The sequence below is a fragment of the Flavobacterium sp. HNIBRBA15423 genome (genome assembly GCF_052655965.1).
The window spans coordinates 1,240,486-1,255,235 of the sequence record NZ_CP199751.1 but is presented as its reverse complement, the minus strand read 5'-3'; the positions used below and the strand labels follow the sequence as shown (position 1 = coordinate 1,255,235).

Sequence of the window (14,750 nt, the reverse complement as noted above, 5' to 3'; positions counted from 1 at the left end):
ATGCTTACCAGCATGACAAGATGGTGTTGATGACAAGATTGAGGATGTGGTTTGGTCAGGTGAAATTTTTAAATCACTTCCCTAAACAGCATCATACCCATCAAAAAGCGTTTGTTGATACACATCACCATTAAACTTATTAATTAATTCCCGTATAAATTCATAATGCTTTACATATTGATTAGGAATTAGCAACAGTTGTAAATTTTTAGTAGCGAGTAGCTCCTTTTTTATTTTGTCGGATTGCATCGTCTTTTTGTTGTGGTAATGCTCTGCCCCATTCAATTCAAAAACTACTTTGGGTTGGTTGTTTTCAAAAAGCACTCCATCAAATTCTTTTCTATTTACTAAAAGGTTGTTGCTTTCGTCAGGAAATAATTCCATGATTTTTACATTTCTCTTAAATCGGGTATCTTTTAGGGAACAATAATGCTGCATGGTTTTATAGAATTCATCTTCAAATTTGGAATTGTTAGAAAAACCAATGGTAAATTTATTTACAGTGCTTTGTGCTATTTCTGTAGTGCCATTATGATATGCATAAGCAATCAAAGCGTATAAATCATCATCTTTTCTAGATAATATATCAATGGCTTTGGGGTCAGTTACTACAATCAAGTTCTCTTTAGCTCTGGTGACTCCTACATTGAGTAATTGACTGTTGTTTTTAATCCAATCGTATGTCCTTTTGGATGTTTTGGTTGACAATGCCGTAGATATAATGATGGTTGTGTTTTCTTGTCCTTGCACTTTATGTATGGTACCACAACTCACAGAAGCATCAATTGCACCATTTCCTTTAGCTTCATTTAGATAGTGATTGATAACATCTTCCTGATTTCTAAAAGGGGTAAGAATAAAAACATCAGATAAGCTGTTGGCTTTTATGTAGTTTATTATAGCTATTGCTTCTACCAGTTGTGCATTTTTATGTTTTTGATTGACATTAGCTACCGAAAGTAATTTTACGCTACCACTCGTTTTAACTGCTGTTAGATTTAATCGTTGTTCATAAAAACGTTTGTTGGAGTAATCGATAATTTTCGCTCCACAACGGTAATGATAACTCAATAGAATTTCTCTAGAGATGGTATCTATTTTTTTATAGGTGGAAAGTATGGAATTGTTGAAATAATCATACTCTTTATCAATTTCAAACTGTTTCATTAGTTTTTCGTTCTTCTCTTCATTAAAAACAATAATGGGTTTGAGCTGGTTGGTATCGCCAATCAGCACCATGTTTTTACATTTAGAAATGGAAATTAAACTAGTTGGGATGTCACATTGCCCTGCTTCGTCCATAGTCAATAAATCAAATTTGAATTTTTGCCCTAGTCTTCTGCTTGAAATATTGGTTGTTAATATAATAGGAAATACTTTGGTGAATTTCTCTACATTTTTATCATCGCTTAACCATGTGTTAAACGCTTTTACTTGTTCGTTTTCTTCTTCAATGTGAAGGATTTCGATTAATTCAATATAATCTTTCCCTTTTAATCGCTTAATGTATTTTAAAGACTCATAATAAAAAAACTGTAGCAATTTATGATTGCCTTTAATGATTTCGAAGATTCCTTTTACATCATTATCGGTTACTACAGGAATGGAGTTTATTTTAGTTAAAAGTTTATTTTTTTCTTGTTCTAAAAGATAATAACTCCCTTTTTTTAACAATCCGTCAATAAATAATAGATTTTGTTCTAAATCGGTTCGTTCCTCATAATTTTGTAACTTGTTTACTAATTGTTGATTTTTTTCTTTAGAGTTTTCCTTTAGGTTGTGTAAAAGGGCTTCTTTTGGAACATCTGAGGTTTGAAATTCATAGAGCTTCTTAATGGTCTGCAAGGCTTCCAAGGTGCATTGTTTATTTCCCAAGCGAATAAACGGAAACAAAATTTCTTTATCCCGATACTTTCCTATATTCAATTTTTCTTTGATACCATCAATAGGCACATTGTTGTTTGAAGTGATGAGAAGGGTTTTAGCATTGGTTAAACAATTCACTACAATATTTAAAATGGTTTGTGTTTTTCCAGTGCCTGGTGGTCCTTGAACGTAGGTTACAGGATATTTCAAAGAGTTATAAATAGTTCGTAGTTGGTCAATATTAACGTTATTATCATAAAGAACAATGTGTGGTTCTTTTCTATTTTTTCGGTCTAATAGTGAGGAATTTTTAAAAAATGCTTTCAAAGGAATTTGCATTTCTTGGTTTTCATGTTCGCCATTTATTCTATCAAAAATGGGAGCTATATTAATTTTTGAATAGCCTAAAACAACCACTTCTGGTCTGGTATTTAACAATTCTCCTGATTTAAAATTATCCATTAACAAATTGATTATCTCTGGTTTATTGTTCAAATATTGTTCTTCAAAATCAGAAGGACTAAAATCGGTATAATAGGATAAAGAATATTTTACATCTTTTATGTAAAAACTCGGATTGAATTGGGTGGTTTTACCAATAAAAATTGTTTTCTTAACGGGATCATAGGTTAACTCTCGGTATGCAACAACAAACTTCCCTTTTGAATCTAAATCTATAGAAAATTCGCAAAGAGCTAGTTTGTAATCATAAAACTTGTTGTACTCATTGTTGTAAATTTCTTTAATGATATGTTTTTGTTGCTCATTTGATAATTGATAAGGACTTTGTGCTATTAATATCTCCAAATCAATTTCGGGTATCAAATGGGTTTTGTGAAGAAATGGGTCGTTATTGGCTTTATTGCACTCTAGGTAATAGTTTAATATATTGTTGTTGTATCTGTCAAATTCATAAACCTGTAAACTATCGTCTTCGTTTATTTTTTGTATCAATTGTATGGGAACATCGTAATGTGAAAACTTAAGTATTTCGGCTGATTGTATGCTTGAAATTGAAATAGTCCTTTTTAATAAGGGTTCATCTTTCATAACATTAAACATGTCCACCACAATTTTATCATCGCTAGTAATGTCTAAAATTGAAATCCAAAAAGACTTAACCTCATCTTGCTTGTTTTTATAGGTTATGCTGAGATATTTTCCTTCTCTTATGGCTTCTCCTATAGCAACTGTGATTTTTTTATTCTTCATTTTAATGGGTTTGCCATATATTGGAATATGTTGGTAAAGTACTATGTTATATCAAATATAAATAAGTTTGCTCTTTTATTCAATAATTAATAAAGATTTTACGTATAATAGCTGTAATGTTTATTACTAGTTTATGGAAATACAAAGTGATCAGTTGTCAGTCGCAGTATTCAGTCCTAGTTTGTGGAGCTTCTTGTGGGATGCTTACCAGCATGACAAGTTTGTGGATAAAGAAAGTGATCAGTTGTCAGTCGCAGTTTTCAGTCCTAGGTTGTGGAGTTTCGTGTGGGTTCCCTCCGTTGTCGGGATGACAAGATGGTGGATAAAGAAATATTTTTAGTAACAAATTATTAAAAACGACTACTTATACTAAGTACTGTTTAAATTATATTATCATGCGTTATGTTTTAGCATTTTTCTTTCCTTGGTTGAGTTTGATGTTGCAAGGAAAAATAGGTTCGGGAATTATTTGTTTGATTCTGCAACTTACTATCATTGGCTGGATTCCTGCTTTTTTATGGGCGGTTACTGCTTTGAACAGGATGTATGCTGATAGGAGAACAAATAAGATTATTAAGGAGATGAGGAGGTAGTGTTTTTAGTACTTAGTACTTAGTACTTAGTGGTTAGTACTTAGTTTTTTAGCTTTTAGTTCTCTTCCTTTGTGGTGAATAGAGCATGGATTTGTTTCTATAAAAAAAGGTTGCCTTTTCAGACAACCTTAACTAGCTTATAAATGATTTTCTAAAATTTATACATCATAAAAGAACAGTTGTTCTCTATGTGTTTCACTTTGATTTTGTCTTCCATTATGCAAACGGGTTTGTGCATATAATTTAAGTGCATAAGTACATCTCTCCATATCATTTGGTGGGTTATTTATTGGTAAACTCAAATTAGCATGACCCGTTTTAGTTGGATCTGTATTGTTACTTAAAGGCATAAAAGGTAGGTCGTTAACTCCTCTATTTACTGATCCACTGTTACTATTTAAATTAAGTCTGAAAGACAGTAAATGTGGATGATAAACTGTATATTTTGCATGAACTGTTCCGTTTATAGGACTACAAAGGGTAGTTTCTTCTAACTCTTTAATAGCTAGTTTTATAAACAAACTGTTATTGTTCATAATGACCGAATTTAATGTTTTCCCATTAGTTGGATGTATACTAATAGTTCCGCCTGGTAACATCTCTCCTATTTGAAAACGAATGGCAAATTTCTCAATTTGTATTTCATTTGCTGGATTTACTGCTACTCCAACTGGTGTATCTGGAACACTAGGTTGTGAAGTTAAAGCAGTTGTATTTAATGAAATTAATGTATCTGTGTCAATAATTTTAAATAGGGATAAGTCGCTTGTGGCATAGCCATTATTGGTTAGAGTACGCTCTATAGCATTGGTTACATCGAACCAACCTTCTGCATCAAAATCAGCTTGGTTACTTATGACTGGTAAGGTATCCAACGTTCCTGTAGGCACTTTTTTGTCCAGTTTTATTACTATACTTGGTGCAAATAATCCTGCCGTTACTCCAATAATTTTAGTAAAATTACTATCGGCTGGACTTGCAGTACCATTAGGTGTGGTAACATCACTAACAAGAAAACGATATTTAATGCGATTACCTGAAGCTGCTTTTAAAGGTGCTTGTCCAGTAAGTGCCACTGTACTAAACAATACATTTTTGTTTGCACCAGCATAGCCTTCCGCGTCAAAATCTTGTGCTCCAGTTCCGTATGATGCGCTGAAACTATCACCAAAGCCTGTCCATGCACTGTCAAAGGTTTCGTTTTCATCGATTACATTAATCTTTGAACATAAATTGACACAAAGACAATAATCTACGTTTTTACGTGCATCATCTTTAGTTTCATTAATTAAAGTTTCTCCTGCTAATGTTGCTTTGAAATAAACATCGGGGCCGTTTTGAAAACGAAGTGGTAATCCTGGATCTGTTTCTACATTAATCCATGGTGATAAAAATGTTTTCTTGAACGTTGCCGAATCATAGTCTATCCTAAAATGTCCATTGGAATTAGTTGTTACCGTTCCTAGATTATCATCCGTTAAGAAATCGGCATCCCAAGCTGTAACACTTGCTCCTTCTATTGGTTGATTGGTTTGACAATTGCGCAAATGACCACAAATAACCCAAGCATCAAAATATTTTCCTCTTATATTACACCATATTTTAAATGGAATAACATAGTTCCAAATATCTAGTTGTTGAGGAAAAACTGTAGCTAAATGTAATTGCACAGGTCTTATAGACTTGTCTCTTTTTTTAGCAAATGGAACTGTGGTACAAATGATATCAATATCGAAAGAATATTGCTCATATTTATCATCAATTGAAAATTCAAAATCACCATTCGCATCTGTAGTTGTTTTTGCAATTAATAACTCTTTTCTTTGCTCTGCTTCATCTGCGGTTACAATACGAAAACTATCTTTTTCATTTGCAACCACCTCATCTGTGTTATTTACTCTTCTCCATGGTAAATAAAGTAGAACTTCCATACCAAAAAGTGATTCATAACAATCTTCACAAATTTGTCCGCGAAGATTTCCTTTAAATGTATAACTCATGTTTTTTATTTTTTGTGCCTACTCTTTGTTTTGGGATTTTTGGCTTACTCCATTATTATTTGTTGTTTATGAAGCAAACTTATTGGTAATGCACAAAAATTCATAGAGGAGAAATGCCCTTTTTAGTGAAGAAAAGTCCTTATTCTTTTAAGGGGTTTGTAGTTATTTTTAGAGGTTATTACCAAGGTCCGTTTTTATTAATATTTATAAAGGTGTTGTTTTCCATTCTATAAAGTCCGTTTCCTCCTCCTATCCATAAGCGTCCTTGATTGTCTTGAAAAAAAGATTGTACTGCATGTAATGGTAGTTTTTCTTTTTTACTAAAATTAACTAATGTGTCGTTTTTATAGCGATATATTCCGAAACCTTCTGAACTAAACCAAACGTTTTCTGATTGATCTTCATAAATGGTCCATACTTCATTATTCCCAATTTTATTATTGGTATCAAAAACAGTAAATGTCTTTCCATCATATTTGGTGATGCCACTCTCCATAGAACCAAACCATAGATTTCCTTTTGAATCTTCTAAAATACTCGTGACACTTTTGTCTTTTTCTCTTCCCTCTGGAATAAACTGTTCGAAACTTATTCCATCAAATTTATAAGCACCCGAATAATTGGTTCCTATCCATAAATTCCCTTTTGAATCTTCTGCAAAACAAATTACTGAACTACTAAAATCATTATTAATGTGTACAGGAATAAATTCAGAACCTGTAAAAACACTCAATCCTCCATAGGTTCCTATCCAAATTTGTCCTTTTCGATCATTATAAATACTCATTGCTTTTCTATTACATAAACCTTTACTATTTCTGTAATTAAAAAATGTTTTACCATCAAATTTTGAGATACCTTCATTTGTTGCCAACCAAATATTGCCATAATTATCTTCTGTAATACCTGTAACTTGATTCCCCGACAAGCCTTCTTTTGTTGAAAAGTAAGTCAGGTTTTTACCATCATACCTAACTACTCCGTCATAATTAGTACCAAACCATAAGTTGCCATTTTTATCTTGAAAAATTCTTCTGATATATTCACTTATTTGTAAAAATCTATCTGGTCTATACTGATACTTTTCACCATACCAATATTGAAAGTTTTCCTCTTCCACTTTAATAGGTTCTTGCTTTTTCCCTATAGTATTATTTATAGCTGTAGTACTTTTAGATATTGTACTTTCTTTCTGCCCATTGCAAGACATAATCGTAAAAGAAAAAATAATAAAACTGAATAATTTGTTTTTCATACCGTTATTTATTAATTTGAAAATCAAAGCTAGGGTTATTCGTTTTTTTAGTCGTTTAAGAAGTGTAAAATAATGTAAATTACACTGTAAAAGATAATAAGCACTGACTTTATTAAATACATTTGCGAAATGGTTTTTTCTTTTAATAAAATAATTATACTGTACTGTATAGGTCTGTTTTTAAATTTGAATGTAGGTTTTTCACAAGAAAAAGTAACTGATAATCAAATGAAAGCAGCCCTTCGAATTGTGGGGCATCAATTATTACTTCAGTCCAATGATAGTACTTCCCTAGTTTTGCCGATTGAAAAAGAAAATAACAGGTACAAAATACATTTTGAAACAGATTTTCAATTTGACCCAGACTTTCTTGTGCATAGTATTGATAGTATTATAAAATGCACTAAAATTGCCAAAAGCTATTTAGTTGAAGTAGAAGAATGTGAAACTAAAAAAGTGGTCTATAGTTACGAAATAGGATGGCAAGGTAATACTGAATTGGTTCCTTGTAAAGAACGAATACCTCCCAAGAATTGCTATGTGCTATTTATAACTGTTTTAGAATTTTATCCTTTAAATACTCCAAACTTAAATACAGATGAAGCGATAAAAGAAGATACTATTCCAACGACTTCTATTTCAATTTCAACTTTTACAGGATTAGGATTATTTGCTATGATTACTCTAGCTTGTTTTATTTTTTACAAAAGAAAGTCAAAATCATCTTCCAAAATTTCTGAAAGTGTACCATTAGGTCGTTTTTTATTTGACAAAAAGAACATGACTCTTAGGTATCAAAACCAAATCATTGAATTATCTAGTAAGGAAACCGATTTGTTAGCTATTTTACTAAAATTTGTAAATGAAACAGTAGAGCGTGATGTTATTTTAAATGTAGTTTGGGGTGATGAAGGGGATTATATTGGTCGAACATTAGATGTATTCATTTCTAAATTACGTAAAAAAATAGAAGCAGACGATTCTCTTAAAATTGTTAATATAAGAGGTATTGGGTATAAACTTGTAGTTAATTAAGCTTTAAGTAAAAAAATGCTATTTATAATTCTCACACTTTTTAGGATAGTGTCATCTAGATTTTTTTTCCTACTCTATTTTCTTTACTTAAATTTGTTTTTATGTGTATCCATTTTACCAAGATTAAATAGAATTGGATCACTTTCATTATATTCTTTATATTCAAGATACTAACAATATGATTCAAACTTATTCTCTTGCATTTATACCTAGTGACACCGTTATTAATTTTGTAAAAGAGATGAAGAGCAAATTGGCTACAGAAATTGGTTGGTATCATAGTAAAAATGCATTGGCACACATTACAGTTTGTGAATTTAAAATAGAGGAAACGGCTCTTCCTAGGATTGAGCAACAACTAACACAAATTGCTAATGGAATAAAACCTATAACTGTTGTTCTAGATGCTTTTGATAATTATCCAAACGGAGCTTTTTTTATAAGTCCTAATGAAAATTCTAAGCGAGAACTAAAAGAGATTATGAAACAATTTAATACACGTTTGAAAATTCCAAATTCTTATAAGAGTAATGACCCTCATTTATCTATTGCCCGAAAACTAGATAGTGAGAAATTGGCAAAAGCAAATGCTCTTTTTACTCTTAACCCGATTTCTTTTAATTGTAATAGTATTTCTTTAAGAAAATTAAACCTTGAAATTAAGCAGTTTGAGATTGTAACTACTTTTTATTTTAATGATGAAGGTTTTAATGAAAGTATTCAAACAAGTTTGTTTTAAGCGGGTTAATTTTTTAAAAGAATACTAACCCAACAAGTTTCTATTCTCTATTCTCTATGTTCTATGTTCTATTCTCTATGTTCTATTCTCTATGTTCTCTTTCTTCTTTCTTCTTCCTTCTCTTCCCTATTTTAAATTAATTCTTATTTTTGCCATTCTAAAAAAAGAACTACTATGTCTGACAAGTTTACTCCTAATAATTCCAATCTTTTAAAAAACATTAAAAACTTTCAAAATAATCAAAAGCAAGAAACTTTTATGGCTGTTTTTAATGAATTACAAGGAGAAAATGCTTTTTTAATTATACCTACAGCTGAACCTGTTATGGGAGAAAATAAAGATGAAAATGGTTGGAGCACCATAGAAAAAGGGAAACAAATGACATTTACTTCGGTTTTTGAAGTGGAAGGTCAAAAAGTATTAGGAGCATTTACTTCTCAACAGACTCTAATGATTTGGGCAAAAGAGACTAAACCTTTTGTTTCTATTCCTGCAAAAGACGTTCTGGATATTGCCATGCAAAATGACATTAGTAAAATTATAATAGATAGTAATCAGGATACAATGTTTGTACTGGGAAGAAGTATTTAGGTTTTAAGGTGTTCCGAGTTTTTTCTTTTATGTATGAAATAGAACATGAATTATTTTGATTAATGGATTATTTATATTTAAAATAGCACGCTGATTTTGCAGATTTTAAAACTGTAGGGAATTATTAATTCTAAACAAAGTAGTTTTAGGATAACTAAACCTATTCGTTTATTTTAAAAAAACTGTTATTCTAGTGTGTATGAAATAAAATAGGAACAATGCTAATTAATATATTCTTCCTCTTTTTTAATCTTACTTAAAATTAGTTTACACTTTAGTATTTCAAAAAACAGGTATTTTTACCTATATGTGTTTGTTGTTAATTTTTTATCTTTGGTATACCAATTAAAAACTTAAATAAAACAAACAATGAAAAAAACAGTAGTACAATCTAGTATCGTTATTCTACTTGGGATAACGCTATGGGTTTCATGTAAACCAAAAGAAGAAGACAAGGAAGAGGAAGTATTAGCAGTAGTTACAAGCAATTTACCTCAAGACGTTTTACCATCGTGTGTAGTAGATTCAACCGATTTCAATTCTTGGTTTGAATCTGGAAAAGCAACAGAAAATGGAGCTGTAAAAGCGGCTAATAGTGTAACTTTTGGTCATAAAGACAATTGTGATTTTTACAAATGGTCGCAGCAAATGTTTTTATGGATTACTTCTCCAAGTAAAGTTCCTGGCAAAACTATTTTTGAGTCACCAGTATTTTATACAGTTTCTTCAGAATTTGGTGCAAATGAGAGAAAATTAATTCCACATACTCCAGGAATGATATTAAGTGCTATGCCAACCTTAGAAAAGAGTATTGGTGTAGATAGTAATGATAGTGAAGAAGGACAAGCTACTGGTGATGCCTTAATGTCTAAAGATAGTGCAATGGTATATTACATTACAATGGTAAATGATGTATATGCAGAATTTCTTTCGGCTGTTAATGCTGGAAAAATGGGCGGAAAACAGTTTCCTACAACACAAGCAGAATTAGATAGTATTATAAATTATGCTAAAACAAATGATGTTATTTTACCAGATGCAAATGCTTTGGCTATTGAACTTAAAACATCATGGGTAGAAGCAAGTACCATTGACTCAAAAGAGTTAAGCAATTATGTTGTTATTGATGCTTATATTCCAACGTATACTAAAACACCTACAAAATGGACTATATTAAATAAATCTGTAAAAGTTAAATTAGCTTTATTAGGAGTTCATATTGTAGGAAGTACTGCTGGACATCCAGAAATGGTTTGGTCTACTTTTGAGCATCAGAAAACAGCACCTGCATTAAGTTATACTTATTTAGACGTTAACAACAAAGTAAAATCAGTAGCTCCAGATACAGGAAGTGATTGGATAATAAATTCAAATGCTAATGATACTACCAATATTAATATTTCTCATATGAAATTTAAAGGAGATAGTATTTATGCTAATTTCTCAGGAGCACCTGCTAATAATACTGTTAGCCCAAGTAATTCTTCTAGAACTAAGCCTTGGGGTGTTGCCAATGCAGGAGTTCCAAATCCTGAAAATACTACTGTAGCTGCTTCAAACAGTCAGATTATTTCTATTAATAATTCTGTTCATTCGAAATTAGTAGGAAATGATGTTCGTAAAAATTACTTTTTCATAGGTTCTACTTGGACTAATAGTGGACTTGCTCCAAACGGAACTAGTTATTCGTCTACCAATACTGGAAGTGGTGTTGCTATAGGTACAAGTCAATTGGCTAATTCAACCATGGAAACTTACATTCAAAATGGGACCACTTATAATGAGAATGGTAGCTGTTTTTATTGTCATCATGATTTTACTTCTCCTTCTAATGATCCTAATCAGTTGAGCCATGTGTATGCTGATATTATGAGATGGAAACAAGCAACAGGAGTTAAAACAAAATAAAGTTATTTAACAAATTCTTAAAAGAAATAGGTTATATTTATCTTATTTTCTCCATTAGAAAAACAGATATAAAGATTTTAAAACTTCTTATTGATATTAAAAAAAAACTTTAAGTAGCAATAGCTATTTTATAGTTTTGTTTGTTTTTTGTTTGTATATGCTAGAAAGTTGAGTGTTTCCGCCTCTCTCTTTTTAGCATATCTTTTTTATAGTAGTTTGTAGTTAAGGTGATGTTGTATGTTGTATGTTGTATGTTCTATACTTTATATTTCCTCCATAGTTTTCTTAGATAATGAACATAGAATAAACACCTAAAATAGTCAATAAGTTGACATTTCAGAATTGTATAAAAGATTTATACTATTACATTGACGATGAAATGAGTTAATAAAAAGAAATGTGTTCTTTCTAGTATTTCCACATTCTTTCTTTATCTAGTTTTGCTTGTTCTTCTAACTCTTCAACTGGAATTACTTTTAGGAAAGAAGGATGTTGCTCGATAGCATACTCTATTTTCTCAACAATACTTTCTACTGTATCATTTTCGTAATCTATATCTAGAGGTGGTTTTATTACAAAAGATTGTAAAATACCTTTCTTTTTTATACGAAGTCCTTTTCTATCAAATGATCTTCTGAATCCATCTATGACAATAGGAACAACTATGGGTTTGTGCTGTAAAATAATGTGAGCTGTTCCTTTTCGCACTGGTTTAAAAGAACGTGTGGTTCCTTGTGGAAAAGTAACTACCCAACCGTCTTCTAAGGCTATTTTAATATTTTCAGTATCATTTGGATTTACTTCTCTCTTTACATCTTTACCTTCTGCTCTCCAAGTTCTTTCTACTGTAATTGCTCCAGCATAAGCTAAAATTTTAGGCAACAATCCTGCTTGCATTGTTTCTTTGGCTGCCACATAATACATGTTCAATTTAGGGTTCCAAAGATATCCTACATTTTTAATGTTATCTTCTCTTCCTTTTAAAGAAGCATTGAATACATGAAACATAGCAACAACATCTGCAAAATAGGTTTGATGATTTGAAATAAATAGCACATTCGTATCTGGTAAAGACCTTATGATTTCAGAACCTTCAATGTGAAGACTATTGAATCCTCTATAACGCTTGTGTGTAATACTTCCAGCTATTCGGATTAACCATTTTTTCAAAAACAATATATGTCCAAAAGGATTTCTCTTTAACAATCCCATATGTTTAGTTCAATTTATAAATAAAATAGGGCTACAAATGTAATAAAACCTATCTTTTTTATGTTAAAAAATTAATAAAACTTAAAAAAATACTATTCATTACTCATTGCATTTTTAACAGCTTCTTTTAACTCACTCATCATCATTGCAGTAGCTCCCCAAACAATATATTTTTCAACCATGAAGGCAGGAACTTCAATATCTGTAGCATAAGAAGTAGTCATTTTTACATTTGTAATAGAATTGTCATCTAAAAAAGAAAAAAGTGGAAGTTCTAACACACTCTTTACTTCATCGAAGTCTGGGATAAATGATAATTCTTCATGTGAAATACCCATAAATGGAGAAACCAAGAAATTACTTGGCGGAATATATACTTTACTGAAAGGTTTTACAATTTGTATTTTATGAGATGGAATTCCTACTTCCTCATGGGTTTCTCTCAAAGCTGTTTCTTCTAAATCTTTGTCTTCTATTTCTACTTTTCCACCTGGAAACCCTATTTGTGAAGAATGTACACCTGGATAAGTGTTTCTTACAATTAAAGCCAAATGTGTTACCCCTTTTTTAGGGTAAAATAACATTAAAACAGCTGCTTCTCTTGGATTTCTATTTTCATAGTTCATTTCTTTTAGAAAAGAAATACGTTCCAATGGAGCCATTTTTGCATGAGCATCTGCTGCTAGCAACTTTTCTTTTTCTATTTTTGGAACATATTTTATAAAATCCTGAAATAACATATTTTTTATTTTTTAGAACTTATAAAGTTACTTTAAATTTTTCAATTTTAATAAAATTTCAATAAAGAATGTACAGTAAAGAAGAAGCATTACACATGAAAAAAGCATTTTGGACAGCATTTGCAGAAGCTTATCCTAGAAAATGGCTTTTGTATAATACCAAAATAAAAGATTTTAGCTTTAAATTTTATATCGACAATAAAAAAGCACAAGTTTTACTTGAAATTGAACCAAAAGATGATGAAAAACGTATTATTTATTTTGAAAAAGTAGAATCGTTAAAAACTGTACTCATAGATAATTTTATTGAAGATGCAATTTTTGAACGTCATTTCTATTTAGACAACGGTAAGGAAGTGAGTCGAATATGGGTTGAAAAGGAAGGGGTGAGTATTAATAACAAAAATACATGGCAAGAAATATTTGACTTTTTTTATGAAAAAATGGATGCTTTTGAGCGTTTTTTCTATGAATATGAAGACTATTTAAAGGACTTAGAAATAAATACCTAAAAATTCTCTTTTGTTATCTAGCTGACATTACCTGTACTGCATTGTAAATATCTTTGTAAAGAATTTAATATATTAATCATTATGAAAAAGGTAATCTCTTTAATGTTGTTTTTTGTTTCTAGTTTTCCATTGCTAGCTCAGCATAGTACTGAACATTTAAATATAGATAAAACTAAAATTGCTGTTGAAGGATATGATGTTGTCGCTTATTTTAAAGACAACATGGCGGTTAAAGGAAATAAGAATTTCATTGCTATTGATAATGGTGTTACTTATTATTTTTCTAGTCAAAAACATAAAGATGCTTTTACTAAGAACAGTGCTTTATACAAACCACAATATGGAGGTTGGTGCGCTTATGCTGTTGGGAAAACTGGAGAAAAAGTAGAAATAGATCCTAAAACATTTAAAATTATCGATAATAAACTGTATCTTTTTTATAATAAATTTTTGACGAATACTTTAAAATTATGGAATAAGGAAGAAGCTACTTTATTAACAAATGCAGAGAAGAATTGGAAGACAATTACAAAAAATAAATCTTAAATTTAGCCTAATCTAAAATCTATTTCTATTAGAATTAGATTATGAAAATACAAAAAAATAAAAATATGAAAAAGATATTAATTTTAGTACTTTTGGTTGCATTACAATCGTGCCAATCTCAAACAAAAAAAGTTATGGAACCAGAAATTAAAAAAACCGATGCTGAATGGAAGGCAAAACTTACTGACCAGCAATATGAGGTTTTAAGAAACAAAGGAACTGAACGTGCTTATACAGGTGAATATTGGGACCACTTTGAGAAAGGAAAATATGTATGTGCTGCTTGTGAAAATGTTTTATTTACTTCTGATACAAAATTTGAATCGCATTGTGGTTGGCCTTCATTTGACCAAGCTATTAAAGGTTCTGTTATTTATGAAAAAGATTCTAGTTTTGGGATGACAAGAACAGAAGTAATGTGTGCAAAATGTGGTGGTCACTTAGGACATGTATTTGACGATGGTCCTCAGGAAACTACAGGCAAACGCTATTGTACCAATTCAGTTTCTATAAAATTTATTCCTACTAAATAAAATAATAT

General features: G+C 30.6%; 13 protein-coding genes. 8 read left to right on the top strand and 5 right to left on the bottom strand.

The window, feature by feature from the left end; all coding sequences use genetic code 11:
- Positions 1-81: 81 nt before the first annotated feature.
- On the bottom strand, positions 82-3,078 hold the full coding sequence (locus tag ACULEV_RS05645) for a DEAD/DEAH box helicase (RefSeq protein ID WP_445457696.1): 2,997 nt from the start codon (positions 3,076-3,078) through the stop codon (positions 82-84).
- 395 nt (positions 3,079-3,473) lie between these two features.
- Between ACULEV_RS05645 and ACULEV_RS05640 the strand changes: the two genes are divergently transcribed.
- Complete coding sequence (locus ACULEV_RS05640; protein WP_445457695.1) at positions 3,474-3,671, top strand: YqaE/Pmp3 family membrane protein; 198 nt, start codon at positions 3,474-3,476, stop codon at positions 3,669-3,671.
- Positions 3,672-3,829: 158 nt separating this feature from the next.
- Here the strand turns inward: ACULEV_RS05640 and ACULEV_RS05635 are convergent, their stop codons facing one another.
- Both ACULEV_RS05635 and ACULEV_RS05630 read right to left on the bottom strand, forming a co-directional pair.
- Entirely contained in the window at positions 3,830-5,671 is a 1,842-nt protein-coding gene (locus ACULEV_RS05635; protein WP_445457694.1) for a hypothetical protein, read from the bottom strand.
- A 178-nt stretch (positions 5,672-5,849) separates the two neighbouring features.
- Positions 5,850-6,926 carry a ligand-binding sensor domain-containing protein gene (locus ACULEV_RS05630; RefSeq protein ID WP_445457693.1) on the bottom strand — a complete coding sequence of 359 codons (1,077 nt, stop codon included), beginning with the start codon at positions 6,924-6,926 and terminating at the stop codon, positions 5,850-5,852.
- A gap of 186 nt (positions 6,927-7,112) precedes the next feature.
- On the opposite strand from ACULEV_RS05630, the gene ACULEV_RS05625 reads away from it, so the two are divergent.
- The 4 genes from ACULEV_RS05625 to ACULEV_RS05610 all read left to right on the top strand — a co-directional run bounded on the left by ACULEV_RS05625 (position 7,113) and on the right by ACULEV_RS05610 (position 11,199).
- Complete coding sequence (locus tag ACULEV_RS05625; RefSeq protein WP_445457692.1) at positions 7,113-7,961, top strand: helix-turn-helix domain-containing protein; 849 nt, start codon at positions 7,113-7,115, stop codon at positions 7,959-7,961.
- A gap of 178 nt (positions 7,962-8,139) precedes the next feature.
- On the top strand, positions 8,140-8,700 hold the full coding sequence (locus ACULEV_RS05620; protein WP_445457691.1) for a 2'-5' RNA ligase family protein: 561 nt from the start codon (positions 8,140-8,142) through the stop codon (positions 8,698-8,700).
- A gap of 174 nt (positions 8,701-8,874) precedes the next feature.
- A complete protein-coding gene (locus ACULEV_RS05615; RefSeq protein WP_445457690.1) occupies positions 8,875-9,291 on the top strand; it encodes an SseB family protein in 417 nt (138 codons plus the stop codon).
- Between the two features lie 369 nt (positions 9,292-9,660).
- The gene (locus ACULEV_RS05610) at positions 9,661-11,199 is read left to right on the top strand and encodes a hypothetical protein (protein ID WP_445457689.1); all 1,539 of its coding nucleotides are present in this window, start codon (positions 9,661-9,663) and stop codon (positions 11,197-11,199) included.
- 408 nt (positions 11,200-11,607) lie between these two features.
- On the opposite strand, the gene ACULEV_RS05605 is transcribed toward ACULEV_RS05610, so the two are convergent.
- Together ACULEV_RS05605 and ACULEV_RS05600 are read right to left on the bottom strand one after the other, a co-directional pair.
- Positions 11,608-12,411: a lysophospholipid acyltransferase family protein gene (locus ACULEV_RS05605; protein ID WP_445457688.1), complete on the bottom strand. Its 804-nt coding sequence runs from the start codon at positions 12,409-12,411 to the stop codon at positions 11,608-11,610.
- 92 nt (positions 12,412-12,503) lie between these two features.
- Positions 12,504-13,151 carry an NUDIX hydrolase gene (locus ACULEV_RS05600; RefSeq protein WP_445457687.1) on the bottom strand — a complete coding sequence of 216 codons (648 nt, stop codon included), beginning with the start codon at positions 13,149-13,151 and terminating at the stop codon, positions 12,504-12,506.
- A 68-nt stretch (positions 13,152-13,219) separates the two neighbouring features.
- On the opposite strand from ACULEV_RS05600, the gene ACULEV_RS05595 reads away from it, so the two are divergent.
- The 3 genes from ACULEV_RS05595 to msrB all read left to right on the top strand — a co-directional run bounded on the left by ACULEV_RS05595 (position 13,220) and on the right by msrB (position 14,742).
- The gene (locus tag ACULEV_RS05595; protein ID WP_445457686.1) at positions 13,220-13,663 is read left to right on the top strand and encodes a DUF4268 domain-containing protein; all 444 of its coding nucleotides are present in this window, start codon (positions 13,220-13,222) and stop codon (positions 13,661-13,663) included.
- 81 nt (positions 13,664-13,744) lie between these two features.
- On the top strand, positions 13,745-14,209 hold the full coding sequence (locus ACULEV_RS05590) for a YHS domain-containing (seleno)protein (RefSeq protein ID WP_445457685.1): 465 nt from the start codon (positions 13,745-13,747) through the stop codon (positions 14,207-14,209).
- Positions 14,210-14,274: 65 nt separating this feature from the next.
- The gene (msrB, locus tag ACULEV_RS05585; RefSeq protein WP_445457684.1) at positions 14,275-14,742 is read left to right on the top strand and encodes a peptide-methionine (R)-S-oxide reductase MsrB; all 468 of its coding nucleotides are present in this window, start codon (positions 14,275-14,277) and stop codon (positions 14,740-14,742) included.
- Positions 14,743-14,750: the final 8 nt, after the last annotated feature.

What these genes read in the sequence shown, in the direction of transcription:
- ACULEV_RS05600 (WP_445457687.1), bottom strand. Translation starts at nt 13,151, where the DNA reads ATGTTATTTCAGGATTTTATAAAATATGTTCCAAAAATAGAAAAAGAA.
- msrB (WP_445457684.1), top strand. Translation starts at nt 14,275, where the DNA reads ATGAAAAAGATATTAATTTTAGTACTTTTGGTTGCATTACAATCGTGC.
- ACULEV_RS05630 (WP_445457693.1), bottom strand. Translation starts at nt 6,926, where the DNA reads ATGAAAAACAAATTATTCAGTTTTATTATTTTTTCTTTTACGATTATG.
- ACULEV_RS05620 (WP_445457691.1), top strand. Translation starts at nt 8,140, where the DNA reads ATGATTCAAACTTATTCTCTTGCATTTATACCTAGTGACACCGTTATT.
- ACULEV_RS05615 (WP_445457690.1), top strand. Translation starts at nt 8,875, where the DNA reads ATGTCTGACAAGTTTACTCCTAATAATTCCAATCTTTTAAAAAACATT.
- ACULEV_RS05640 (WP_445457695.1), top strand. Translation starts at nt 3,474, where the DNA reads ATGCGTTATGTTTTAGCATTTTTCTTTCCTTGGTTGAGTTTGATGTTG.
- ACULEV_RS05610 (WP_445457689.1), top strand. Translation starts at nt 9,661, where the DNA reads ATGAAAAAAACAGTAGTACAATCTAGTATCGTTATTCTACTTGGGATA.
- ACULEV_RS05645 (WP_445457696.1), bottom strand. Translation starts at nt 3,078, where the DNA reads ATGAAGAATAAAAAAATCACAGTTGCTATAGGAGAAGCCATAAGAGAA.
- ACULEV_RS05605 (WP_445457688.1), bottom strand. Translation starts at nt 12,411, where the DNA reads ATGGGATTGTTAAAGAGAAATCCTTTTGGACATATATTGTTTTTGAAA.
- ACULEV_RS05590 (WP_445457685.1), top strand. Translation starts at nt 13,745, where the DNA reads ATGAAAAAGGTAATCTCTTTAATGTTGTTTTTTGTTTCTAGTTTTCCA.
- ACULEV_RS05595 (WP_445457686.1), top strand. Translation starts at nt 13,220, where the DNA reads ATGTACAGTAAAGAAGAAGCATTACACATGAAAAAAGCATTTTGGACA.
- ACULEV_RS05635 (WP_445457694.1), bottom strand. Translation starts at nt 5,671, where the DNA reads ATGAGTTATACATTTAAAGGAAATCTTCGCGGACAAATTTGTGAAGAT.